The sequence below is a fragment of the Lentzea albidocapillata genome, assembly GCF_000719115.1.
Lineage (GTDB): Bacteria > Actinomycetota > Actinomycetes > Mycobacteriales > Pseudonocardiaceae > Lentzea > Lentzea albidocapillata.
Map to the genome: position 1 here is coordinate 158,661 of NZ_JOEA01000020.1, position 23,217 is coordinate 181,877.

The following is a 23,217-nucleotide window of genomic DNA, read 5'->3' on the forward strand; positions in this document are numbered from 1 at the left end:
CGGAGCAGTAGTTAATCGATTACACATGTATCTAGTCAAGCGGATGAGTAGGTGTACGGATGTAACTGGGCGTGCTCTGCCTCACCCTGATCACATGGACGGACAGGATCGCCTCGGGGACGAGCAGCGCCTCGCGCTGGAGCTCGCTGCCATCGGGCAGCGGCTGACGACGATCAGCACGGAGATGCGCGAGCGCTCCGCCTCGACCGCGACGGCGGTGATCGAGGCACCCGAGGTGGCGCGGCCCGGTGAGGTGCCGCAGCCGCCGGCCACGACCGTCCCGCAGCCGCCGGCCGGAATGCCGCAGCAGCCCACCGGTGTGCCGTCACCGCCCGTTGGCGTGCCGCAGCAGCAGAACCCGTGGTCGCAGCAGGCCTCGACGCAGTTGCCGCCTCCCGGCCCGCAGTTCCCCGGCCAGCAGCCTCCGCCGCCCGGCCACCACTTCCCGCCGCCTCCCCAGGCGCGGTGGCCCCACCCCCAGCAACAGCAGTGGCCCGCGCCGCAGCCGCGCGAGACCCTGTTCGAGAAGCTCGGCAAGGACGGCGCCGGCGCGAAGCTGCTGGCCTGGGTCGGTGGCGCGATCACCGTGCTCGGCTTCGTGCTGCTGCTGGTCCTCGCCGTCCAGCGCGGCTGGCTCGGCCCGATGCCGCGCGTCATCGGTGGCGCGGTGTTCAGCGGCGCGCTGGTCGGCATCGGCATGTGGCTGTACCGCAACCCCGCCGGGCGCACCGGGGCGATGGCGCTGGCCTTCACCGGTTTCGCCGGGCTCTACCTCGACGTCCTCGCTGCCACGAGCCTGTACCGGTACCTGCCGGAGAGTGTGGGTCTAGTCGTCGGGCTGGCCGTCGCCGCGGCCGGTGTCGTGCTCGCGCTGAAGTGGGAGTCGCAAGCGCTCGCGGTCACCGTCGTCGCAGCTTGTGCGCTGTGCTCACCGATCATCACCGAGGGCTTCACGGTCCTGCTCGTCGGCTTCCTGCTGGTGCTCAAGATGGCCAGCACGCCGGTCCAGATCAAGCGGAACTGGCCGGGCCTCGCCATCGCCGGTGGCTTCCCGGCGATCCTCGCCTCGCTGCTCACCACCGCGAACGCCATCCCGCGCTCCTACGAGTGGACCGTGGTCGGTATCGCGGCCGCCACGACCGTCGTCGGTATCGCGGTCGCCCTGCTGACCATCCGCAAGCGGCCCGACGACATCGTCGCAGTCGCGTTGATCGCAGGTTCGGCGCTGCCTGCCCTGTTCGCCACGACGCTGCTGAATGACCCGGCCAACTCGATCCTCGCCGGTGTGGTCGCGGCCGTGCTGCTGGCGATCTGGATGGTGCCCGATCTGCCGCGCGGGTTCGCCGCGGCGGCCGGTGCGACGGGCATGCTCGCGTTGTTCCAGACCACGATGATCGCGCTCGACGGCAACGTCCGCACGGCGATCGTGCTGGCCGAGGCGGTGCTGCTGGCGTTCCTCGCAGCACGCCTGAACAAGAAGAGCGCCCTCGCAGGCTCGATCGCGTTCGGTTTCGTCGGGTTCATCATGACGATCGGCATCGCCGTGCCGATCACGTGGCTGCTCGACGAGCCGCGCTTCTTCAACTACATCAAGCCCGGTGACTACGCGGCAGGCCTGGTGACGGCGGTCGTGCTGGGTGTCTTCGCCGCGATCCTGCCGTGGGCCGCGCTCAAGATGCAGGTGCTGCGCGAGCCGGCCAAGCACCCGTTCCCGTGGATCGTCTCCGGCATCGTGCTGCTCTACGGCGCGGCGGGTGCGGTGCTGTGCGCGGCGCTGCTGGTGTCGCCGGACGAGACCGGGTTCCTCTTCGGGCACTCGATGGTCACAGTGTCGTGGACGATCGCCGCGTTGTTCCTGCTGGTCAGGGGGATCAACAACAAGGCGCTGCGGATCTCCGGCCTGATCCTGGTCGGTGCCGCGGTCGTGAAGCTGGTGCTGTTCGACCTCTCCGCGCTCGACGGCGTTGCCCGCGTCCTGGCGTTCCTCGGTGCCGGTCTGGTCCTGCTCACCGCGGGCACTCGTTACGCCAAACTGGTGACATCGGCGAGGAATCCCGAGTCATATGAATCCAAATCAGTGGCTCCGCCCTCTTACTGACGGGACGGCTGTCGTCCGCACCGCCGTCGCGGACGACAGCCGTACTACCTCCAGGCAAAGATTTCACTCGGCCGAGTGACTGAAGTGGATCGAAAGCACCCGGAAGTGTTCCCATCGGGCGTATGGCAAAGCCACGCCTCGTGGCCGCGGTTCTAGCGCTCTCAGCGGCCTTCGCGGCGACGGGTGTTCACCAAGGGCACGAGTACACAAACACTTCTTCAGCATCAGCGGCACCGCTTGCGTACGTGGTGGGGAAGACCGGTCTCGTCCAGGTCGTGGACACCCGCAACGGTGCCGTTCTCGTGCAGGCCGACACCGGGGGCCGTGCGACCGGCGTCGCGGTGTCGCCCGACGGGCGGCGGCTGTACGTGATCAACGGGTGGACCGGCGCGATCACCGTGGTCGACCCGGGCACCGGCGCGATCCTCGACCGGCTCTTCACCCAGGTCCAGCTGTCGCACGCGGTGATGCGCCCGGACGGCCAGCGGCTCTACGTCTCGGCCGGCGGCGGCGTCGCGGTGGTGAACCCGGAGAACTTCCAGATGGTCGCGGTGATCAAGGCCGGCGGGCAGCCGCAGGGCCTCGCCGTCCACCCGGACAACAAGATCCTCTACGTCGCCAACTCCCAGGACGGCACGGTCGGCCTGGTCGACACGGCGACGGCGTTCCAGACGGCGACGGTGCGGGTCGGCGGACTGCCGCAGCACCTGGCGATCTCACCGGACGGCAAGCGCCTCTACGTGAGCAGCATGCGCCTCGGGGACCGGACGCCGGGCACGTTGTCGGTGATCGACACGACCACGAACCAGGTCGTCGGCACGGTCGACGTCGGCAGGGGAGCGGGCAGCGTCGCCGTCACCCCGGACGGCGCCACGGTCTACCTGACGTTGCCGAAGGAACGGTCGGTCCTGGTCGTCGACGCGGCGACCATGACCGTGCGCGAACGTTTGCGCATCGACTCGCCGAACGTCGCCATCGCGCCGGGTGACACGAGGGTCTTCCTCGCCACCGGCGCAACGACGACGGTCCTGGACAGCACGAACGCGGTGCTCACCACGTACCGGATGAAGGTGGGCGAACTGGAGGCGAGGCCGCGCCTCTTCGACGCGGCCATGATCGCCTTCCCGCCCGGTCAGCCGACGGGGACCGGCCTGCGGACCTCGTCGTCCAGGTCGTCCACCGGCTCGTGGTGAAGCGCGAGGCGTTCCTGGATCTTCTTGAGCGGACCGGGTGACCACCACGCGGCGTTGCCGAGCAGCTTGAGCACGGCCGGCACGAGCAGCATGCGGACCACGGTGGCGTCGAGCGCCAGCGCGAGGATCATGCCGACGCCGACGAACCGCATCATCGCGACCTGCGAGAACGCGAACGCACCGGTCACCACGATCAGCAGCAGTGCGGCCGAGGTGATCACCCGGCCGGTCTTGGCCAGGCCGGTGGTCACCGCCTCCTCCGTCGTCGCGCCCTGGCCCCGCGCCTCGACCATGCGGGAGAGCAGGAAGACCTCGTAGTCCGTCGACAGACCGAACACGATGGCCGCCATCAGCACGACGATGCCGGACTCCAGGGGGCCTGGCGTGACACCCAGCAGGTCGGCGCCATGGCCGTCCTGGAAGATCCACACCAGCACGCCGAACGTCGCGGACAGTGACAGCGCGCTCATGACCACGGCCTTGATCGGCAGCACGACCGAGCCGAACGCCAGGAACATCAGGATCAGCGTGGCGCCGACCAGCAGCGTGACCATCAACGGCAGGCCGTCCGCGATGGCGTCGAGCGAGTCACCGACCACCGCGGTGTTGCCGCCGACGAGCACCTCGGCGCCGGCCGGGGGCTGCAGCGCGCGGACGTCCTTCAGCGCCTGCTTCGACTCCTCGCTCAGCGCGTCGTGCTCCAGCCCGGCCATCGCGGCCGTGACGCCCTTGTCCGCACCCGTCGGCTGGACCTCGCCGACGCCGGGCACGTCCTTGACCTTGCCCAGGTAGGCCTGGACCGCGGCCTCGTCACCGCCCTTGACGACGATCTTGAAGCCGGTGTCGGAGAGCGCCGAGAAGTTCTGGTTGATGTTCTCGGTGGCCACGCGCACGGCGTTGCCCTCGGGCAGGACCTTCTCGGTGACCTGGCCGAACTGGACGCCGAGGAACGGCGAGCCGAGGGCCAGCAGCACGCCGACGATCGGCACGGCGATCAGCACGGGCCGCTTCATGACCTTGCCGCTGAGCTTGCGCCAGCCGCGTTCGCTGGGCTCCTTCCTGCGCCACGGCATCGCGAGCTTGTCGACCCGGTGGCCGAGCACGCCGAGCAACGCGGGCAGCAGCGTGACCGAGACCAGCGCCGCGATCGCGACCGACGACACACCGCCGTACGCGAGGGACTTCAGGAAGCCGTGCGGGAAGAGCAGCAGCCCGGCCAGCGCGATGACCAGCAGCGTCGCGCTGAACACGACGGTCCGGCCGGCGGACGCGACGGTACGTGCGACGGCCTGTTCGGCCGTGCGGCCTTGCGCGAGTTCCTCGCGGAACCGTCCGACCATGAACAGGCCGTAGTCGATGGCCATACCCAGGCCGAGCAGCGAGGCGACGTTGACCGCGAAGGAGTTGACGTCGGTGAAGAGGGCGACGCCGTGCAGCACACCGAGCGAACCCATGATCGCGAGACCGCCGACCACGACCGGCAGGGACGCCGCCACGAGGCCACCGAAGATGATCACGAGCAGCAGCAGGACCAGCGGCAGCGAGAACATCTCCGCGCGCGTCAGGTCCTCCTGGGACATGTCGTTGATGGCCTTCTGGGTGGGCACGAGCCCACCGACCTGCTCGGTGAAGCCGTCGATCTTCAACTGCGGCTGGATGTCCTGGAACTGCTTGATCTGCTCGTTCGAGTCACCGCTGCTCAGCGTGATCGCGACGAGAGCCTGCTGCCTGTCGTCCGACGGCACCGGCCCGCTGGCCTTGAGCACGTCGTCCTTGGGGAAACCGCTGACGTGGTCGGCGACCTTCTTCAGCTCGAGCGGGTTCGCGAAGTCGCCGCGATAAATGACGATCACGTCACCGTTCTGCCGCCCGAACGCCTCCTCGGCTACTTTGTCGGCCCGCGCCGCCTCACTGGAGGGAGCCTCGTAACCACCCTGGCTGAGCTTGTCGAACACGCCGATGCCCCACACACCGCCGACGACCGCGAGCAGTACGGTCGCGATCAACACCCCCCACCGGCGGCGATAAGCGATGGATCCCCACTTCGCGAACATCGACGACGGCCTCCTGGGTTACCGTGCTGTGAATACCGTGAACTCTTGTAAACACCGTTCACTGAAACCGTACGGGGCCATGGACGGGGTCTACAACCCGATGGAGTGACATATGACCGAGGCCACTCGCCGAGAACGACTCCGCGCCGAGACCGAGCGTGAGATTCGGCAGGCGGCCCGCGCCCTCTTGGTGGAAAACGGCCGCGACGCGGTTACCCTGCGTGCCATTGCACGTAAACTCGGCATCACCGCGCCGGCCCTCTACCGCTACTACGACTCGCACGACGCGCTCCTGCGCCAGCTCTGCGACGACATCTGCGCGGACATGGCGGCAGCGCTCTACGCGGACCTCGCCGCAGACACGTCAGGCGAGGTGGGATGCCAGGTCAGAGCGGTGTGCCACGCCTTCCGCCGCTGGGCCCTGGCCCACCCGCAGGAGTTCGCACTGGTCTTCGCCTCGCCGCGCGACCCGATCGGCGCCGACCAGTTCGGCTCGGTGTTCCTGCAGCTCGCCGGGCAGCTGATCGCGTCGAACCTGGTCGCCACCCACGCGGACGACGACGTGCCCGAGGTGCTGCACGAGGACCTGGTGAGGTTCCAGCAGGTGCTGGTGGACGCGGTGTCGGAGCACGGCGTGACGATCGGCGACGACGTCCTGAACCTGGGCAAGATCTACCACGTCGTCCAGTCGTGGGTGCGGCTGTACGGGCACGTGGCGCTGGAGGTGTTCGGGCGGTTCCCGTTCGCGGTGAGCAACCCGGAGCCGATGTTCGACAGCATGCTCGACCAGATGCTGACGGACATCGGGTTCAGTGCCTGATTTTCAACCGCCAAGCAGTGAGTAGCGCCGGCCGGGCGTTCGGCGACATACGACCCGTGGTCGACGCCAAGAACTCGGCAGCTCCCGCTGATCTGCCTGATGTCATCGAAGGACCGGACTCGCCGTCGAGTGGACCTGGCCAGGTGGTCCTCAACCTCCTGGACAAGGCCATCGGCCTGCAGACGCCGCTGGTCCGCAAGAACATCGCCCGCGCCCGCCAGCGCAACCCGGAGGCGACACCGGCGGAGGTCATCGGCACCCTGGAGAAGATGTACGTCAGCGCCCTGGCGAGCACGGGGGCCGCTGTCGGAGGCGCCGCGGCCGCACCTGGTGTCGGCACCGGGATCGCGCTGGCGCTGTCGGCGGGCGAGGCTCTCTCCTCGCTCGAACTGAGCGCCCTGTACGTGCTCTCGGTCGCCGAGGTCCACGGGGTCCCGCTCGACGAGATCGAACGCCGCCGGATTCTCGTCCTGGGGATCCTGCTCGGCGAGTCCAGCTCCAAGGCGATCGGCAGGGTCGCCGAGCGCACCGGTCAGCACTAGGCCCGCCAGCTCGTCAGCGCGGTGCCCACGGCGACCCTGAAACAGATCAACAAAGTCCTGGGCAGGAACTTCATCACCAAGTACGGCACGAGGCAGGGGATCGTCGTGCTCGGGAGGGCGGTCCCGTTCGGCATCGGCGCGCTGATCGGCGGCGGCGCGAACGCCACCATGGCCGCCCTGGCTGTTCGGGCTTCCCGGCGCGCGTTCGGCCCGGCCCCGGAGTCGTGGCCGGCGCAGCCGTAGCCGCGCCGGCCCTTCTCGGTGCTACAGAACGATGTTCACCAGGCGGCCGGGAACGACGATCACCTTGCGCGGCTCGCCACCGGCGACCAGCTCGGCGATCTTCTCCTCGGCCAGCGCGGCGGCCTTGATCTCGTCCTGCGCCGCGGACGCCGAGACGACGACCCGCGAGCGGACCTTGCCGTTGACCTGGATCGGGTACTCGACCGTGTCCTCGACCAGGTACTGCTCGTCGGCCTTCGGGAACGGGCCGTGCGCCAGCGAGCCCTCGTTGCCCAGCTTCGCCCACAACTCCTCGGCCACGTGCGGGGCCTGCGGGGCCAGCATCAGCACCAGGGCCTCGGCCAGCGGGCGGGGCGTGCCGGACGAGTAGTGCTTGGTGACGTAGTTGTTCAGCTCGATCAGCTTCGCGCCTGCCGTGTTGTAGCGCAGGTTCGCGTAGTCGTCGTGCACGCCGGCGATCGTCTTGTGCAGCAGGCGCAACGCCTCGACGGACGGCTCTTCGTCCGTGACGCGCAGCGAGCCGTCGGTCTCGTCGACCAGGTTGCGCCACAGACGCTGCATGAACCGTTGCGCGCCCACGACGTCCTTGGTCGCCCACGGCCGTGACACGTCCATCGGACCCATGGACATCTCATAGAACCGGAAGGTGTCAGCGCCGTACCGTTCGCACATCTCGTCCGGCGTGACGACGTTCTTCAGGCTCTTGCCCATCTTCCCGTACTCACGAGTGACTTCCTCGCCCTTGTACAGGTACTTGCCGTCGGCCTCGACGACCTCGTCCGCGGGCACGTGCACGCCGCGCGGGTCGCGGTAGGCGTACGCCTGGATGTAGCCCTGGTTGAACAGGCGGCGGTACGGCTCGTCGCCGGACAGGTGGCCCAGGTCGAACAGGACCTTCTGCCAGAAGCGCGAGTACAGCAGGTGCAGCACCGCGTGCTCGACGCCGCCGATGTACAGGTCGACGCCACCGGGGTCGGTCGGGCCGTGCTCGGCCGTGCGCGGGCCCAGCCAGTACTGCTCGTTCTCCGGGTTGACGAACCGCTCGGTCTCGACCGGGTCGACGTAGCGCAGCTGGTACCAGCACGAACCCGCCCAGTTCGGCATGGTGTTCGTGTCGCGGCGGTACGTCTTCAGGCCGTCGCCCAGGTCCAGCTCGACCGTCGTCCACTCGGTCGCGCGCGACAGGGGCGGCGACGGCTCGGTGTCCGCGTCCTCCGGCTCGAAGGTGCGCGGCGAGTAGTCGTCGACCTCGGGCAGCTCGATCGGCAGCATCGACTCGGGCAGCGCGATGGCGGTGCCGGCCTCGTCGTAGACGACCGGGAACGGCTCGCCCCAGTAGCGCTGGCGGCTGAACAGCCAGTCGCGCAGCTTGAACTGGACGGTGCCGTGACCGTGGCCGTTCTCCTCCAGCCAGCCGATCATCGTCTTCTTGGCGTCGTCGATCGCCATGCCGTCCAGGAACCCGCTGTTCACCGCCGGACCGTCGCCGGTGAAGGCCTCGCCCTCGAAGCCCTCCGACGGCTGGACCGTGCGGATGATCGGCAGCTCGAACTTCTTCGCGAAGTCCCAGTCACGCTGGTCCTGGCCGGGCACGGCCATGATCGCGCCGGTGCCGTAGCCCATCAGCACGTAGTCGGCGATGTAGACGGGGATTTCCTTGCCGTTCACCGGGTTCGTGGCGTACGCCCCGATGAAGACGCCGGTCTTCTCCTTGTTCTCCTGACGGTCCAGTTCGGACTTCAGGGACGCGGCGCGCCGGTACGCGGCGATGTCTGCCACGCGATCGGGCGTCGCAATCTGGTCCACCAGCTCGTGTTCCGGTGCCAGGACCATGTAGGTCGCGCCGAACAACGTGTCCGGACGGGTCGTGAAGACCTCAATGCACTCGTCTCCCACCGCGAATCGGACTCGGGAGCCATGCGAGCGCCCAATCCAGTTGCGCTGCATGGCCTTGACCTTGTCCGGCCAGTCCAGCCGGTCCAAGTCGTCGATCAGCCGGTCCGAGTACGCGGTGATGCGCATCATCCACTGGCGCAGGCTTTTCCTGAACACGGGGAAGTTGCCACGCTCACTGCGACCGTCCGCGGTGACCTCTTCGTTCGCCAGCACAGTACCCAGTCCGGGACACCAGTTGACGGGCGCCTCCGACATGTAGGCCAGGCGGAATTCGCCCAAGATCCTTTGCTGGTCGGCAAAAGACAGCTCAGACCACGTGTGGCCGCCCTCGACGTCGCGCTCGCCAGACTCGAACTGCGAGATCAACTCGGCGATCGGGCGAGCCTTGCGGGCGTCCGGGTCGTACCAGGAGTTGAAGATCTGCAGGAAGATCCACTGAGTCCACTTGTAGTACTCGGGGTCGATCGTCGAGATGCGGCGACGCTCGTCGTGGCCCAGCCCCAGCCTGCGGATCTGACGCAGGTAGGTGTTGATGTTGTCCTCGGTGGTCTTGCGCGGGTGCTGACCCGTCTGCACCGCGTACTGCTCCGCGGGCAGGCCGAACGCGTCGAACCCCATGGTGTGCAGCACGTTGCGGCCGTTCATGCGGTGGTACCGCGCGAAGACGTCCGTGCCGATGAAGCCCAGCGGGTGACCGACGTGCAGCCCGGCGCCGCTCGGGTACGGGAACATGTCCTGCACGAACAGCTTGTCGGCGGGCACGTCACCCTTGAGCGCGCCAACGGGGTTGGGCGCGTGGTAGGTGCCGTGGTTCTCCCAGTACCGCTGCCACCGCTCCTCGATCTGGTTCGCCAGCTCGGCGGTGTAGCGGTAGGCGGGAATCTCCGCCGCGTCCGTGCTCATTTCAAGGTCCCTCTCACGTCTGTTCCTGCCCCTGACATGACGAAACCCCCCAGCCCAGACGGGCATGGAGGGCGGCCGCGCCGACCGTCTCTCGAAGAGGTCGTCGCGGCTAGATAAGGAGCAGGCGGGCCGTGCTCATGTCGTCAACGGTATCAGCGCAGCGCAAGCACGATGAACCGGGCGGTGGCCTGCGGCACATCAGACCGGGGTGACCGGGAGGTGAACCGCGGTCCCGTCTTACCCTCATGGGGTGAACATCGTGCTGTCGGTCGTCCTGGGTGTGCTCGGCGTCGCTCTCGGCGCGGTCGGTCTGCTCGGTCTGCAGGGCAGGCTGCGCCGCAACCGCTTCGTCGGCGTGCGCACAGCCGCCGCCCTGCGTGACGAGGAGACGTTCGCGCTGGCCAACCGGGTCGCGGGCGTGCCGAACGTCGCGGCCGGTGTCGTCGCCGTCGTGTCCGGCGCGATGGCGTTCGTGATGGTCGACCTGGCGGTGACCGCTGGGATCATCGGACTGATCGGCGCGCTGACGATCGCGCTCGCCGGTGGCGTGATGGGCAGCCGGGCGGCCGCGCTGGTGCCGGAGCCCGTCAAGCCCAAGGGTTGTGGCGGCTGCGCCTGCGGTGGTGGCGGTTGCTCTCCGCTTGCGGGGCTGTAACCCGATGTTTCACGTGGATCAGTTGTCGCGGACGTCCTTCGGGTAGGTCGACAGCAGCGCCAGCGGCATGCCCTGCCGGCGCAGCACCCTGCCCCACAGGTCGACGTTCGCGCCGGCCAGCACGTCGTCGGCCAGTCCGGTCACGACGATCCAGTCACCGCGGTCGATCTCGCTCTGCAACTGGCCCTCGCCCCAGCCCGCGTAGCCCGCGAACACCCGCAGGCCGCGCACGAGCGGCATCAGGTCGTCCGGCTCTGCGTCGAGGTCGACCAGTGCGACCGGACCCTGCACGCTGACCAGGCCCTCCACGGCATCGGGGTCGGTGCCTGCCTTCAACGCTGCCAGGCACAGCGCGGTCTTCTGCTCGACCGGACCGCCTATGTAGATGCACTGCGGCTTCGTGACCTGTGAACCCCACGGCGGAAGTACGTCGTGCACCGCCACGTCGGAGGGGCGGTTCAGCACGACGCCGAGGGTCCCCTCTGGACGTTGGTCGATGATGTAAACGACGGTGCGTCTGAAGTTCGGGTCGTTCAGGCTCGGAGCGGCAACCAACAGGGAGCCTGGCTCGACTTCGACTTCGTCATCGGGACGCACGTCACCATGAAATCACCCGTGATCGCCGGAACAACTCAGGCCCGCGTCCAGTTAGACTGAGGTGTCGGATGTCTTTGTGTCCCCCGGGCTCAACAGACAACCGCCTTTGCGGAATACCGTTCGGCTGGAACCGCTTAGTGCACCGCGCCGTGAGGCGACCTGGCATCCGGCACCAGGGGAGCCGGACCGCGAGGTCCGGCTTTCGTGGTTTTCACCACTACGCGCCTAGAGTGCAATGGTGACAACGCTTGCGGTGGAGAAGCACCACTGGGGATCACGCCGGTTCCTCGGCATCCCCGCCTACCGCAGACTTCTCGCCACTCGTCTCGCCTCCCAGTGGGGTGACGGGCTCTTCCAGGCCGGGCTCGCCGGTGCCGTGTTGTTCAACCCCGAGCGCCAGGCCGATCCCGCGGCGATCGCGGCGGGGTTCGCGGTGTTGCTGCTGCCGTACTCGCTGATCGGTCCGTTCACGGGTGCGTTGCTCGACCGGTGGGACCGCAAGAAGGTCATCCTCGTCGCGAACGTCACGCGGGCCGCGTTCGTCCTGCTCACGGCGCTGGCCGTGAGCGCTGGGCTGAGCGGGCTGCCTCTCTACGTCTCCGCGCTCATCGTGATGGGCATCGGCAGGTTCGTCGGGTCCGGCCTGAGCGCGTCACTGCCGCACGTCGTCGACGAAGATCACCTGGTCGAGGCGAACGCGCTGGCCACGACGGCCGGCGCGGTCATGGCCGTGATCGGTGCCGCCAGTGCGATCGGGTTCCGCACGCTGCTCGGCGCCGGGGACGGCGGCTCAGCATGGACCACCAGCATCGCCGTGGTCGGACTGCTGCTCAGCGCGTTCATCGCCAGCCGGTTCAAGGCGGGTGTGCTCGGACCGGACGAGGTCGACGAGCCGCACAACGCCATGACGGCCGTCGCCCGCGGTCTGCTGGACGGAGCGAAGGCCACCTGGCGCACGCCGAGCGTCACGGCCGGGCTGGCCGCGTTGCTCGCGCACCGGGCCGCGTTCGGCATGAGCCTGATGATCACGCTGCTGCTGATGCGCTACAGCCTGGAGGATGTCGGAATCCTCAAGGCGGGCATCGGCGGGCTCGGCGAGGTCGCGGTCGCCGGCGGCGCGGGTGTGCTGCTCGCCGGGATCCTGACGGACCGCATCGTCGACAGGTTCGGGGTCAAGCGCACGATCTGCGGCGCGTTGCTGCTCACGGCCTCGGCCCAGGTCGGGCTCGGGCTGCCGATGACGCTGCCGTCCATCCTGCTGGCCAGCTTCGTGATCATCTTCGCCGGTCAGATCGTCAAGCTCTGCGTGGACACCGCGGTGCAGCACGACGTCGGCGACGAGGTACGCGGGCGCGTGTTCGCCCTCTACGACACCCTCTTCAACATCGCGCAGGTCACCGCGGTGTCGATCACAGCGATGGTGGTCCCCCTGGACGGGCGTTCGCCCGGCCTCCTCCTGGTCGCCGCGAGCCTCTACCTGGTCGGGCTCGGCGCCTACCTGGTCCTGTCAGCGCGGAAACGGCAGGTGCAGCATCCCGGCCTCGTGGGCGAAGACGACAGCCGCCACTCGATCGGTTAGATCCAGGCGCCGCAGGATCTCGGTCACCTCGTCGGCCACCCGCTGTTGCCCGATGCCGAGCACGCGCGCGATCTCGTGGTCGGCGTGGCCACGCGCGAGACACCTCAGCACGGCTCGTTGGTCGTCGGTCAGAACGTCCAGGTCCCGTACGGCAGGACCTGCGGAAAGTCCCCAAGCGAACATCTGCACCACCCCCATGCGCCCCCCTGGCGCACTGACCATGGTGCATCCCCGCGCTGACGCTTCGCTAACGCGGGGATTCCATTCGCTCACAATGCGTTAGGGAGCGGGTGGCGTGATCCCCTGTTCGCGCGCCCAGTCGAGCAACGCCGCTTCGGCTTCGTCGCGGTCCAGCGGCCCGCGGTCGAGCCTGAGCTCCTTGAGGAACTTCCACGCGGCGCCGACCTCGCGGCCCGGCGGCAGGCCGAGGAGCTTCATGATCTCGTTGCCGTCGAGGTCCGGACGGACGCGCGCAAGGTCTTCCTCGGCCGCGATGCGCGCGATGCGTTCCTCAAGAGAGTCGTAGGTCTTGCGCAGCAGGTTCGCCTTGCGCCTGTTGCGGGTCGTGCAGTCGGCGCGGACGAGCTTGTGCAACCGCGTCAGCAGATCACCGGCGTCGGTCACATACCGGCGCACGGCCGAGTCGGTCCACTCGCCGTCGCCGTACCCGTGGAAGCGGAGGTGCAGGTAGACGAGCTTCGCGACGTCCTCGGTGATCTCCTTCGAGTACCGCAACGCTCGCAAGCGCTTGCGGACCATCTTCGCGCCCACGACCTCGTGGTGGTGGAACGAGACGCCGCCGCCGGACTCGAACTTCCGCGTCGCCGGTTTGCCGATGTCGTGCAGCAGCGCGGCGATCCTCAGCACCAGATCGGGTGATTGATCAACTTCTTCAAGATCAATTGCCTGCTCCAGCACAACCAGCGAGTGGTCGAAGACGTCCTTGTGCTGATGATGTTCGTCGATCTCCAGCTTCATGGCCGTGAGCTCGGGCAGCACGATGTCGGCCAGCCCGGTCTCCACCATGAGCTCAATGCCGCGGCGCGGGTGCGCGCCGCACAGGAGCTTCGAAAGCTCCACCTGCACGCGCTCCGGCGTGATGCGGGCGAGTTGGCCTGCCATCGACCGCATCGCCTCGACCACCCGCGGCGCGGGTGTGAAGCCGAGCTGGGAGACGAACCGGGCGGCACGCAGCATGCGCAGCGGGTCGTCGCCGAACGACTCCTGCGGCGTCGCCGGGGTGTCCAGTACGCCGTCGCGCGCCGCCTGCAGGCCGCCGGTCGGGTCGACGAACTCGCCGGCGGCGATGTCGAACGCCATCGCGTTGACCGTGAAGTCGCGCCGGACCAGGTCGCCGTCGATGGAGTCGCCGAAGGTCACCTCGGGATTGCGGGTCACGCCGTCGTAGACGTCCGCGCGGAAGGTCGTGATCTCGATGATCTCGCCGTTCTTCGACGCGCCGACCGTCCCGAAGGCGATGCCGGTGTCCCACTGCGCGTCGGACCAGCCGCTCAGCAGCTTCTGGATCTCCGCAGGTCGCGCGTCCGTGGTGAAGTCGAAGTCGTTCGTCGGGCGCCCCAGCACGGCGTCGCGCACACTTCCACCGACGAGGTAGAGGCGCTTGCCGCCGGCTGCGAACCGAGCGGCGAGTTCGGCGACGACAGGTGTGATGGCGGGTGGTTCCACCACCGCATTCTGCTGGAGCGATCGAGACACGGGAAACCAGCGTACTCAAGGTTCATAAGTACGATCGGCCGTATGCCCCCGTCAGCCGCGCGTTCCGGGAGTCCCAAGCCGGGGCGCCGGAAGCGGCGCCGGGGCCGGAGGCTCGAGACCGTCGACGAGACGTCGGCCGGTGGCCTGGTGCTCGACGGAGAGCGGCGGGCCGCGGTGATCGGCAGACTTGACCGGCGAGGCCGGTTGCTGTGGTCTTTGCCCAAGGGTCACATCGAGGCCGGCGAGACCGCGGAGCAGACCGCGGTGCGCGAGGTCGCCGAGGAGACCGGTATTCATAGCAGGGTGCTACGCCCGTTGGGGTCGATCGACTACTGGTTCGTCGCTGACGACCGCCGGGTACACAAGACGGTTCACCACTTCCTCCTCGAAGCGACGGGGGGAGAGCTTTCCGACGAAGACGTGGAGGTCACCGAGGTGGCGTGGGTGCCACTCGGCGAACTGGACGAGCGACTCGCGTATGCCGACGAGCGCCGCCTGGTCCGCCGAGCAGCCGAACTGCTCTCCGGCCGCTGCCGCAACGGGGCGGAGTCGGCGTGAGCCTGAAGAAGCTCGTCTGCACAGCCGCTGTCGCCGCGTTCGTGGTGATCACAGCGCCGGCCGCCGGCGCCCAGCAGGCGCAGCCGGACGAGATCGACGCGTTGCCGTTCATGCCCGCTCCCGCCACCCAGGTGTGGGCGACCAGATCGCTCTCCGCCCAGCCGGGCCAGGCGCAGCCGCAGTTCCTGCGACTCGACATCGACCAGCTCACCCCCAGGTTCGTCACGAGCGACTCCCCGGCGACCGTCAGGATCACCGGCAAGATCGTCAACATCGGCGACCGCAAGGTGTCCGACATCGTGCTGCGCCTGGAGCGCGGCGAGCCGCTCGACTCCGAGGACGACCTGCGCAAGGCGTTGCGGGAGCCGGCGGCGGCCGAGGCCGTGCAGCCCAAGTTCACCCCTGTCACCGGCGAGCTCGAAGCCGGCCAGCAGAAGGACTTCACGCTGGAGGTGCCGCTGCGCGGTACCGAGCCGACCTCGCTGCAGGTCGACCGGCCGGGCATCTACCCGATCCTCGCGAACGTCAACGGCAGGCCGGACTACGGCGGCCAGGCACGTCTCGCGGCGCTGTCGACGCTGCTGCCCGTGCTGGGCGTGCCCGGCGGCGAGACCAAGGGCAAGCCGGGTGCGGGCTCGAAGCTGACGGTGCTGTGGCCGATCGCGGACCGCCCGCGGCTGGTCCGGCTCGGCGGCGAGGGCCAGTCGCAGCTGATCGACGACGAGCTCGCGGCGTCGCTTTCCGTCAACGGCCGGCTGTACGGCCTGCTGCAGGCCTATGAGCAGGCGGTTCCGCAGATGAGCACGGCCATGTGCCTGGCCATCGACCCGGACCTGTTGCGCACCGTGCAGGCCATGAGCACCGGCTACCGGCTGCGTAGCGGCGCCGAGGGCAAGGGCAGGATCGAGGCGAAGCTGTGGCTCGACCGCCTCAAGCTCGCCGTCACGGGCCGTTGCGTCGTCGCGCTGCCGTACGCCGACGCCGACCTCGTGGCGTTGAACAGGGCGAAGCTCGCGACCATGCGCACGCTCGCGGTGACGGACGGCCCCAAGCTCATCCAGGACGTCCTGTCCGTACAGCCGCTGCCCGACCTGGTGTGGCCGGAGGACGGCGTGCTCGACCAGTCGACGTTCGACGAGCTGGTCACCCCGCAGCCGGACAGGGGCTACCCCGGCGTGAAGTCACTGCTGCTCGACCCGACGGGCCTCGCCGACGCGCCGGGCACCGCGCCGGTCGTCATCGGCGGCAAGAACCCGGTGACCGCGGTGAAGATCGACTCGATGGTCTCGGACGCGCTGCAGGGCAGCGAGTCGCGGCCGCGCACGTTGTCCGGTGTGACCACGCCGGTCGAGAGCCAGCCGGTGTCCGTGCAGAACGCGCTGGCGGTGCTGGTGTTCCGCGCCGGCTGGCAGGGCGAGGGCCGCAACGTGCTGGTCGCGCCGCCGCGTCGCTGGCACGCGCCGCTCTCGGAGATGACCGAGTTCCTCGCCACCGCGCAGAAGCTGATGACCGGCGGCTACGCGACCCAGACCGGGCTCGCGGAGCTCACCGGGGCCACGCCCGCGGTGACGAACGCCAGGATCTCCTACCCGCCGGAGGCCGGTGCGCGGGAGATCTCGGCGATCATCTCGAACTCCGTGACGAGCCAGAGCGTCGAGCTCAACGGCCTCGTCGCGGCCATGCAGCAGGAAGACAGCGCACACGCGGCACCGGCCGACCTGGCCGACCCGCTGTGGCTCGGGCTGCTCCGGGCGATGTCCGGCGCGTGGCGGAACAACGAGCAGGGCGCCCGTTCCGCGGCCGAGGTCAGCCAGAGCGAACTGGACGCGCTGACCGGCATGGTCGGCGTGACGCAGCCGAACAGCCCGATCCTGCTCGGCTCCGGCGACAGCCCGATCCCGGTCACGATCACGAACAAGCTCGACGTCCGCGTGACGGTCCGGATCAACCTCGCCGACACCCCCGGCATCCGCAAGCTCGACCTCGCCGACCAGGTGCTTCCCGCCCGCGGCGAGCGCGTCGTGCGGGTGCCCGTCGAGGTGCTGCGGTCCGGCCGGTTCCCGGTCAACGTCCGGCTGACCACTCCCGAGGGCGTCCCGCTCGGTGACACTGTCAAGCTGGAGGTGTCGTCGTCCGCCTACGGCACCATCACGGTGATCATCACCGTGATCGCCGGCATCGCGCTCGTCCTGCTTTCCGGGCGCCGGATCTACAAGCGGGTCCGCGCCCGCAACGGCGAGAACGGCGCACCGTCCATCGAGAACGTCACACCGGAGAAGTCGAGCGCGTGAGCGAGACAGCCACGACCACCCAGCCAGAGCACCAGAAGCAAGCACCGTCGGTCGCCAGGGCGAGCGGCTCGATGGCGATCGCGACGATCGTCAGCCGGGGCACCGGCCTGCTGTCGAAGGTGCTGCTGATCGCGGTGATCGGCGCCGAGATGCTCGGCGACTCGTACCAGGCGGCGTCGACGCTGCCCACGATGATCAACGAGCTGCTCCTCGGCGGCATCCTGACCAGCGTGGCGATCCCGCTGCTGGTCCGCGCCGAGAAGGAGGACGGCGACGGCGGCGAGTCGTACGCCCAGTGGCTGATCACCATGGGCACGCTGATCCTCGGCGTCGGCACGGTCATCGCGATGGCCTGCGCGCCGTTGCTGACCGACCTCTACATCTCCGACTCCGAGAACGCGAACCCGGAGCTGGTCACCGCGTTCGCGTACCTGGTGCTGCCGGGCATCGTCTTCTACGGCCTGACGGCGCTGCTCAGCGCCGTGCTGAACGCACGGCACGTGTTCGGCATCCCCACCTGGGCACCGGTGCTGAACAACCTCGTCGTGATCGGCGTGCTGGTCGTCTACGCGCTGCTGCCGGGCGAGCTCACGCTCAACCCGGTCCGCATGACCGACGTCCACCTGCTGGTGCTCGGCCTCGGCACCGCGCTCGGTGTGGCCGTGCAGGCGTCCGTGCTGTTCCCGGCGCTGAGGAAGACCGGGTTCCGCTTCAAGTGGCGGTTCGGCTGGGACTCGCGCCTCTCGGACTTCGGCAGCCTCGCGTTCTGGGTGCTGCTCTACGTCGCGCTCGGCCTGGCCAGCATGACGGTGCTGACGAACGTGGCGACGAGCGCCGAGGGCACGCTGACGGCGTTCAACTACCAGTGGCTGATCGCCCAGGTGCCGTACGGCGTTCTCGGTGTCTCGCTGCTGACCGCTCTGATGCCGAAGATGAGCCGGGCGGCCGCGAACAACGACAACGAGTCGATCGTGCGCGACCTGCTGTTCGGCAACCGCATGTCGGCGATCCTGCTGATGCCGTTCAGCGCGTTGATGACGGTGTCCGGCCTGGCCATCGGCCTCGCGGCCTTCGCCTGGGGCGCCTCCGGCGTCGACGGCGGCACGAGGATCGGTCTCGCGCTCGCGCTCTCCGCGTTCGGTCTCGTGCCCTACGCCGTGACGCTGCTGCAGCTGCGGGTCTTCTACGCGATGAAGGACGCCCGCACGCCGACGCTCATCCAGGCGTTGATCGTGGCGGTGCGCATCGGGCTGCTCTACCTCTTCCTCGGCGTGTCCACGCCGGGAGACGCCTCGCAGCTGGCCGTCGGCGTGTCGCTCGCGATGTCGCTGAGCTTCGTGTTCGGCGCGATCGTCGGCCAGGTGTGGCTGCGGATCCGCCTCGGCCGCCTGCGCACGGGCTTCACGATCTGGACCGTCTGCCTCACCGTCGTCGCCTCCTCGCTGGCCTTCGCGGTCGCCAAGGGCGCGAACTGGCTGGTCCTGGGCATGCTGGGGACCATCGAGCCGGTCGTGGCAGCCTGGATCGAGGTCGTGCTCGTGACGGCGATCGGCCTGCCGCTCGCGTTCGGCCTTTTGGCGGCATTCCGGGTACCCGAGATGAAGCCGGTGATCGCCAAGATCAACCGTTTGGTGCGGCGAAGGTGACTCCAGTCCGTAAGCGCCGTCCCGTACTCTCGTGCCCGTGAGTAGCGGAGTTCACGCCGCCCTGAATCCCGGGGGCGTCATCGGCAACGGCCGCTACCGGCTGCTCGCGAGGTCCGGCGCGGACGCGCGGTCCAATGCGGAGCTGTGGCGCGCGCGGGACGGGCAGCTCAACCGGGACGTGGCGCTGACGGTGCTGCTGGGCGATCTCGCGGACAACGACGCGGCCGCCCGTGCCCGCCGAACGGTCGAACGGGCGATGCACGCGGCGTCGTTCACGCACCCCGGCGTGTCCAGGGTGATCGACGTGCTCACGCCCGGCACCGGCATCCGCCCCGACGAGGGCATCCTCGGCATCGTCATCGCCGAGTGGACCCAGGGCACCGACCTGATGGACCTCATCGCGGAGGGCCCGCTGCCGGCGGGCGCCGCGACCCGCCTGCTCGAGCCGCTGGGCGCCGCCATCGAGGGCGCGCACCACGCCGGTCTCGTGCTGGGCGCCGACCACCCGCAGCGCATCCGGGTCACCTCGGACGGCCGCCTGCGCCTCGCGTTCCCCGGCCCGCGGCCGGACGCGATCGCGCGCGACGACGTCAAGGGCCTCGGCGCGATCCTGTACCTGCTGCTCACCGGCCGTTGGGCGTTGCCTGGCGGTCCTCAGGGCGTGCCGGTCGCGCCGACCGGGCCGGACGGGTCCGTGGTCGCACCGAGCGCGTTGCACCCGTACCTGCCGCACGACCTGTCGTCCGTCGCGGTGCGGTCGCTGGAAGACACCTCGGTGGGCGGTATCCGCACGTCCGCGGCGATCCTGCAGGTCCTCGACCAGATCGCGGCCGAGGAAGCCCAGACCTCGCTCATCCCGGCCGTGGCGGCGTCACGCGATGACGACGACCAGGTCGTGTGGACGACCCAGCGCCCGCGGCAGGACAAGCAGCAGAAGAAGAAGCTGTGGATCAGCGTCGGGGTGCTCGCCGTGGCCACACTGACCGTGATCGTCTGGCTGAGCGTGCAGATCGTCGGATTCTTCAGCGACGAGCCGACCAAGGGCGGCGGCCCGACCGTGGTGATCAACCAGCCGGGGTCGAACGGCCAGAGCGCGCCTCCGCCCGCGCCCGCCGGGCCGGTGCAGCCGGCGGCCATCGGCGTCTACGACGTGACGAACAAGCCCGACAACCCCAACCAGGCGAGCCGGGCGGCCGACAACAACGCGGGCACGTTCTGGCGGACCGACAACTACTTCCAGCCGTTCCCGACGCTGAAGCCGGGCATCGGGCTGATGGCCTCGTTCGCGGAGCCGGTGAAGCTGGCCTCGGTCACCATCACCTCGCCCAGCAAGGGCACGCACGTCGAGATCAGGTCCGCGTCCGCACTGGACGCGCCGCTCGAGGAGACCAAGGTCATCGGGGTCGCCGACCTGTCCGACGGGCAGACGCAGATCCAGCTGAACGAGCACGAGCCGACCGGTCACGTCCTGATCTGGATCACGCAGCTCACGAGCTCCGGCGGTGGCAAGAACCAGTCAGAGGTCCGGGAAATCCTCTACACCCGCGCGCAGTAGAACCCCGAGTAGGACTACTGCCGCACTCTGGGTAGCCCTGTCCGGGTGATGTGTGATCACGCTCGCTAAAGTGCGTTCCGTGACCGCCGCAGCCAGCTCGGACGCCGATCTCATCTCGGCCCACGCCGCAGGTGACCCCTACGCGTTCTCGGAGCTGGTCAAACGGCACCGCGACCGGATGTGGGCGGTGGCGTTGCGCACGCTGCGTGACCCGGAAGAGGCCGCGGACGCGCTGCAGGAGGCGTTCATCTCGGCCTTCCGGGCGGCGTCGTCGTTCCGCGCGGAGTCACAGGTCACCACCTGGCTTCACCGAATCGTGGTGAACGCGTGTCTCGATCGGATGAGACGCCGACAAACGAGACCGACAGTGCCGTTGCCCGAGGCCGGTCCCGGCGAACCCGTCGCTCCCCGTGACGCGATGAGCGACCGCGAGACCAGCCTGATGGTGCAGCAGGCGTTGATGGAGCTGCCGGAGGAGCAGCGGGCGCCCATCGTGCTCGTCGACATCGAGGGGTATTCGGTCGCCGAAACGGCGCAGCTCCTGGGCATCGCGGAGGGCACGGTCAAGAGCCGGTGTGCGCGGGGTCGCGCCAAGCTGGCCAAAGTTCTCGGGCACCTCAGGAACCGAATCGCAGATGCGAACGTCCCAGCTGACGGTGTGAATGTGCAAGAGCAACGTCAGTGGGAGGGCCGATGACCGGCATGGAGCGCGTGCCGATGGGTCCGCCGTGGTCTGTTGACCTCATCGCGGACCTGCATGCGGGCGTGCTGCCCCCTGAGGTCGCCGCACAGCTGCGTCCGAGGGTCGAGGCGGACGCTGAGGCCAGCGAGGTCCTGCGGGCGCTCGACGCCACGCTGGAGGACCTGCACTCGCTGCCGCCCGTCCCGATGCCCGACCACGTGGCGGCGCGGATCAACGCCGCACTGGCCGCGGAGGCCCGTCCCGGCATCGCGCCGGTCGTGTCGCTGAACGAGGCCCGCAAGCGCCGCAACCGCCGGCTCGGTATGGGTGGCGGCGGCGTACTGGTCGCCGCCGCGGCCGCGTTCGGCATCGTGCTGGCCGTGTCACCGGGTGCGCAGCAGCCGCCCGCGAACGACGCCGCGCCCGCGCCGACCAGCAAGCAGAGTGAGGCGCCTCCGCTCGCGCTCAAGCGCGACGAACTGGGCTCCGCGGTCGGTGAAGTGCTTGGAGCGCAGAACTACGGCCCGCTGGAGACCCCCGACCGGTTGACCGGCTGCCTGAAGGGCGGCGGCATCACCAGCTCGGGCACCCCGCTCGGCATCAGCCCGATCGACCTGGAGGGCAAGTCCGCGGTGATGGCGATCCTGCCCGCCGGACTGGGCAAGTACCGGCTGGTCGTGCTGGATCCGGCCACCTGCGGGCCGGACAGGCAAGAGGGCGTTCTCGCGGACACGACCGTGGGCCAGAGGTAGTCGCTCAAGTCACGGAATTAGCTGCACCTACGATCCGTTGAGCCAGTCAGACGACGAGATCGAGGAGTTGCTGGGGCCGTGAGCGTACGCAACGTGATCATCATCGGATCGGGACCCGCGGGCTACACCGCGGCGGTCTATGCCGCCCGTGCTCAGCTGGAACCCCTGGTCTTCGAGGGTTCGCAGTACGGCGGCGCCCTGATGACGACCACCGAGGTGGAGAACTACCCCGGCTTCCGCGACGGCATCATGGGCCCCGAGCTCATGGAGCAGATGCGCGAGCAGGCCACCCGCTTCGGTGCCGAGCTGCGCGCCGAGGACGTCGAGTCGGTCGAGCTGACCGGGGAGATCAAGAAGGTCGTCGCGAACGGCGTCGAGTACCAGGCCAAGGCCGTCATCCTCGCGATGGGTGCCGCGGCCCGTTACCTGAACATCCCCGGCGAGCAGGAGCTGCTGGGCCGCGGTGTGTCCGCCTGTGCGACGTGCGACGGGTTCTTCTTCCGCGACCACGACATCGCGGTGGTCGGCGGCGGCGACACGGCCATGGAGGAGGCGACGTTCCTCACACGCTTCGCCAAGTCCGTGACGGTCATCCACCGCCGCGAGGAGTTCCGCGCCTCCAAGGTGATGCTGGAGCGCGCCCGCGCCAACGAAAAGATCAGGTGGCAGCTGAACACGCAGGTCACCGACGTGCTCGGGGACGGCACCGTGTCATCGATCAAGGTGAAGGACACCCAGACCGGCGCCGAGTCCGAGCTGCCCGTCACCGGATTCTTCCTCGCGATCGGCCACGACCCGCGCTCGTCGCTGGTCAAGGGCCAGGTCGACCTCGACGCGGAGGGCTACGTCCTGACCAAGGGCAGCTCCACGTACACGAACCTGGACGGCGTGTTCGCCGCCGGTGACCTGGTCGACCACGAATACCGTCAGGCGATCACCGCCGCCGGTTCCGGGTGCAGCGCCGCGATCGACGCGGAGCGGTGGCTCGCCGAGCACGGCACCGAGCAGGCCGAGATGGCCGCCGAGGCCGTCGGCGGCGGCTACGGCAAGAGCAACTGAAGTTCCTTCTGCGAGTCTTTTAGGGAGATCAACATGGCAGGCGCCACCGTCACGGTGACCGACAAGTCGTTCGCGGACGACGTGCTGACCAGCGAGAAGCCCGTGCTGGTCGACTTCTGGGCGACCTGGTGCGGCCCGTGCAAGATGGTTGCGCCGGTGCTGGAGGAGATCGCGGCCGAACACGGCGAGAAGATCACCATCGCCAAGGTCGACATCGACGCCAACCCGTCGATCGCCCGCGACTACCAGATCATGTCCGTCCCGACGCTGATCCTGTTCCAGGGCGGCCGTCCGGTGAAGCAGATCGTCGGCGCGAAGCCCAAGGCCGCGCTGCTGAAGGACCTGCAGGACGTCCTGGCCTGAGCCAGAAAGTTGCTC

At 68.9% G+C, this 23,217-nt stretch carries 20 protein-coding genes; 15 read left to right on the forward strand and 5 right to left on the reverse strand.

Annotation, left to right across the window (positions count from 1 at the left end; translation table 11 throughout):
- Positions 1-94 precede the first annotated feature (94 nt).
- Both IG04_RS0130495 and IG04_RS0130500 read left to right on the forward strand, forming a co-directional pair.
- Positions 95-2,098, forward strand: coding sequence for a DUF2339 domain-containing protein (locus IG04_RS0130495; protein WP_051770992.1), 2,004 nt, complete (start codon positions 95-97; stop codon positions 2,096-2,098).
- Between the two features lie 245 nt (positions 2,099-2,343).
- Positions 2,344-3,291 (forward strand): YVTN family beta-propeller repeat protein, encoded by a 948-nt coding sequence (locus IG04_RS0130500; RefSeq protein WP_159460478.1) that lies wholly within the window; start codon positions 2,344-2,346, stop codon positions 3,289-3,291.
- On the opposite strand, the gene IG04_RS0130505 is transcribed toward IG04_RS0130500, so the two are convergent.
- Positions 3,231-5,345 carry an MMPL family transporter gene (locus IG04_RS0130505; RefSeq protein WP_030480196.1) on the reverse strand — a complete coding sequence of 705 codons (2,115 nt, stop codon included), beginning with the start codon at positions 5,343-5,345 and terminating at the stop codon, positions 3,231-3,233. The two genes, IG04_RS0130500 and IG04_RS0130505, sit on opposite strands and share 61 nt — an antisense overlap.
- 112 nt (positions 5,346-5,457) lie before the next feature.
- Between IG04_RS0130505 and IG04_RS0130510 the strand changes: the two genes are divergently transcribed.
- Genes IG04_RS0130510 through IG04_RS0130520 form a run of 3 tightly spaced genes read left to right on the forward strand, consistent with a single transcriptional unit; the run spans position 5,458 to position 6,950 of the window.
- Complete coding sequence (locus IG04_RS0130510) at positions 5,458-6,165, forward strand: TetR/AcrR family transcriptional regulator (protein ID WP_030480197.1); 708 nt, start codon at positions 5,458-5,460, stop codon at positions 6,163-6,165.
- A gap of 17 nt (positions 6,166-6,182) precedes the next feature.
- A complete protein-coding gene (locus tag IG04_RS0130515; RefSeq protein ID WP_144065426.1) occupies positions 6,183-6,707 on the forward strand; it encodes a hypothetical protein in 525 nt (174 codons plus the stop codon).
- Between the two features lie 21 nt (positions 6,708-6,728).
- Entirely contained in the window at positions 6,729-6,950 is a 222-nt protein-coding gene (locus IG04_RS0130520) for a hypothetical protein (RefSeq protein ID WP_030480199.1), read from the forward strand.
- 21 nt (positions 6,951-6,971) lie between these two features.
- On the opposite strand, the gene leuS is transcribed toward IG04_RS0130520, so the two are convergent.
- The gene (gene leuS, locus IG04_RS0130525; protein WP_030480200.1) at positions 6,972-9,749 is read right to left on the reverse strand and encodes a leucine--tRNA ligase; all 2,778 of its coding nucleotides are present in this window, start codon (positions 9,747-9,749) and stop codon (positions 6,972-6,974) included.
- Positions 9,750-9,999: 250 nt separating this feature from the next.
- Here leuS and IG04_RS0130530 point away from each other — a divergent pair, with 250 nt between their 5' ends.
- The gene (locus IG04_RS0130530) at positions 10,000-10,404 is read left to right on the forward strand and encodes an SdpI family protein (protein ID WP_245816321.1); all 405 of its coding nucleotides are present in this window, start codon (positions 10,000-10,002) and stop codon (positions 10,402-10,404) included.
- Positions 10,405-10,422: 18 nt separating this feature from the next.
- Here IG04_RS0130530 and IG04_RS0130535 read toward each other — a convergent pair whose 3' ends face one another.
- On the reverse strand, positions 10,423-11,001 hold the full coding sequence (locus tag IG04_RS0130535) for a YqgE/AlgH family protein (protein ID WP_030480202.1): 579 nt from the start codon (positions 10,999-11,001) through the stop codon (positions 10,423-10,425).
- 235 nt (positions 11,002-11,236) lie between these two features.
- On the opposite strand from IG04_RS0130535, the gene IG04_RS0130540 reads away from it, so the two are divergent.
- Positions 11,237-12,580 (forward strand): MFS transporter, encoded by a 1,344-nt coding sequence (locus IG04_RS0130540; RefSeq protein ID WP_051770994.1) that lies wholly within the window; start codon positions 11,237-11,239, stop codon positions 12,578-12,580.
- On the opposite strand, the gene IG04_RS45655 is transcribed toward IG04_RS0130540, so the two are convergent.
- Positions 12,509-12,778, reverse strand: coding sequence for a response regulator transcription factor (locus IG04_RS45655; protein WP_090006620.1), 270 nt, complete (start codon positions 12,776-12,778; stop codon positions 12,509-12,511). The two genes, IG04_RS0130540 and IG04_RS45655, sit on opposite strands and share 72 nt — an antisense overlap.
- Before the next feature lie 81 nt (positions 12,779-12,859).
- A complete protein-coding gene (locus tag IG04_RS0130545) occupies positions 12,860-14,296 on the reverse strand; it encodes a CCA tRNA nucleotidyltransferase (protein ID WP_030480204.1) in 1,437 nt (478 codons plus the stop codon).
- 42 nt (positions 14,297-14,338) lie between these two features.
- Between IG04_RS0130545 and IG04_RS43050 the strand changes: the two genes are divergently transcribed.
- From IG04_RS43050 to trxA, 8 genes are all read left to right on the forward strand, one after another.
- Complete coding sequence (locus IG04_RS43050; RefSeq protein WP_030480205.1) at positions 14,339-14,854, forward strand: NUDIX hydrolase; 516 nt, start codon at positions 14,339-14,341, stop codon at positions 14,852-14,854.
- Complete coding sequence (locus IG04_RS0130555; RefSeq protein WP_084401552.1) at positions 14,851-17,145, forward strand: DUF6049 family protein; 2,295 nt, start codon at positions 14,851-14,853, stop codon at positions 17,143-17,145. Before IG04_RS43050 ends, IG04_RS0130555 begins: the two co-directional genes overlap by 4 nt.
- Positions 17,142-18,791 (forward strand): murein biosynthesis integral membrane protein MurJ, encoded by a 1,650-nt coding sequence (murJ, locus tag IG04_RS0130560; RefSeq protein ID WP_030480207.1) that lies wholly within the window; start codon positions 17,142-17,144, stop codon positions 18,789-18,791. The genes IG04_RS0130555 and murJ overlap by 4 nt, the downstream gene beginning before the upstream one ends.
- 37 nt (positions 18,792-18,828) lie before the next feature.
- Positions 18,829-20,346, forward strand: a complete 1,518-nt coding sequence (locus tag IG04_RS0130565) for a protein kinase family protein (protein WP_030480208.1) — start codon at positions 18,829-18,831, stop codon at positions 20,344-20,346.
- 79 nt (positions 20,347-20,425) lie between these two features.
- Positions 20,426-21,043 carry an RNA polymerase sigma factor SigM gene (gene sigM / locus IG04_RS0130570; RefSeq protein ID WP_030480209.1) on the forward strand — a complete coding sequence of 206 codons (618 nt, stop codon included), beginning with the start codon at positions 20,426-20,428 and terminating at the stop codon, positions 21,041-21,043.
- Positions 21,040-21,780, forward strand: coding sequence for a hypothetical protein (locus IG04_RS0130575; protein WP_030480210.1), 741 nt, complete (start codon positions 21,040-21,042; stop codon positions 21,778-21,780). The genes sigM and IG04_RS0130575 overlap by 4 nt, the downstream gene beginning before the upstream one ends.
- A 78-nt stretch (positions 21,781-21,858) precedes the next feature.
- Positions 21,859-22,839: a thioredoxin-disulfide reductase gene (gene trxB / locus IG04_RS0130580; RefSeq protein ID WP_030480211.1), complete on the forward strand. Its 981-nt coding sequence runs from the start codon at positions 21,859-21,861 to the stop codon at positions 22,837-22,839.
- 33 nt (positions 22,840-22,872) lie between these two features.
- Positions 22,873-23,202: a thioredoxin gene (gene trxA / locus IG04_RS0130585; RefSeq protein WP_030480212.1), complete on the forward strand. Its 330-nt coding sequence runs from the start codon at positions 22,873-22,875 to the stop codon at positions 23,200-23,202.
- Positions 23,203-23,217 lie beyond the last annotated feature (15 nt).

Bases quoted from the DNA above. Each gene is read 5' to 3' on its own strand.
- IG04_RS0130495 (WP_051770992.1), top strand. From the start codon at position 95: ATGGACGGACAGGATCGCCTCGGGGACGAGCAGCGCCTCGCGCTGGAG.
- IG04_RS0130505 (WP_030480196.1), bottom strand. From the start codon at position 5,345: ATGTTCGCGAAGTGGGGATCCATCGCTTATCGCCGCCGGTGGGGGGTG.
- IG04_RS0130510 (WP_030480197.1), top strand. From the start codon at position 5,458: ATGACCGAGGCCACTCGCCGAGAACGACTCCGCGCCGAGACCGAGCGT.
- leuS (WP_030480200.1), bottom strand. From the start codon at position 9,749: ATGAGCACGGACGCGGCGGAGATTCCCGCCTACCGCTACACCGCCGAG.
- IG04_RS0130540 (WP_051770994.1), top strand. From the start codon at position 11,237: ATGGTGACAACGCTTGCGGTGGAGAAGCACCACTGGGGATCACGCCGG.
- IG04_RS45655 (WP_090006620.1), bottom strand. From the start codon at position 12,778: ATGGGGGTGGTGCAGATGTTCGCTTGGGGACTTTCCGCAGGTCCTGCC.
- IG04_RS43050 (WP_030480205.1), top strand. From the start codon at position 14,339: ATGCCCCCGTCAGCCGCGCGTTCCGGGAGTCCCAAGCCGGGGCGCCGG.
- IG04_RS0130575 (WP_030480210.1), top strand. From the start codon at position 21,040: ATGACCGGCATGGAGCGCGTGCCGATGGGTCCGCCGTGGTCTGTTGAC.
- trxA (WP_030480212.1), top strand. From the start codon at position 22,873: ATGGCAGGCGCCACCGTCACGGTGACCGACAAGTCGTTCGCGGACGAC.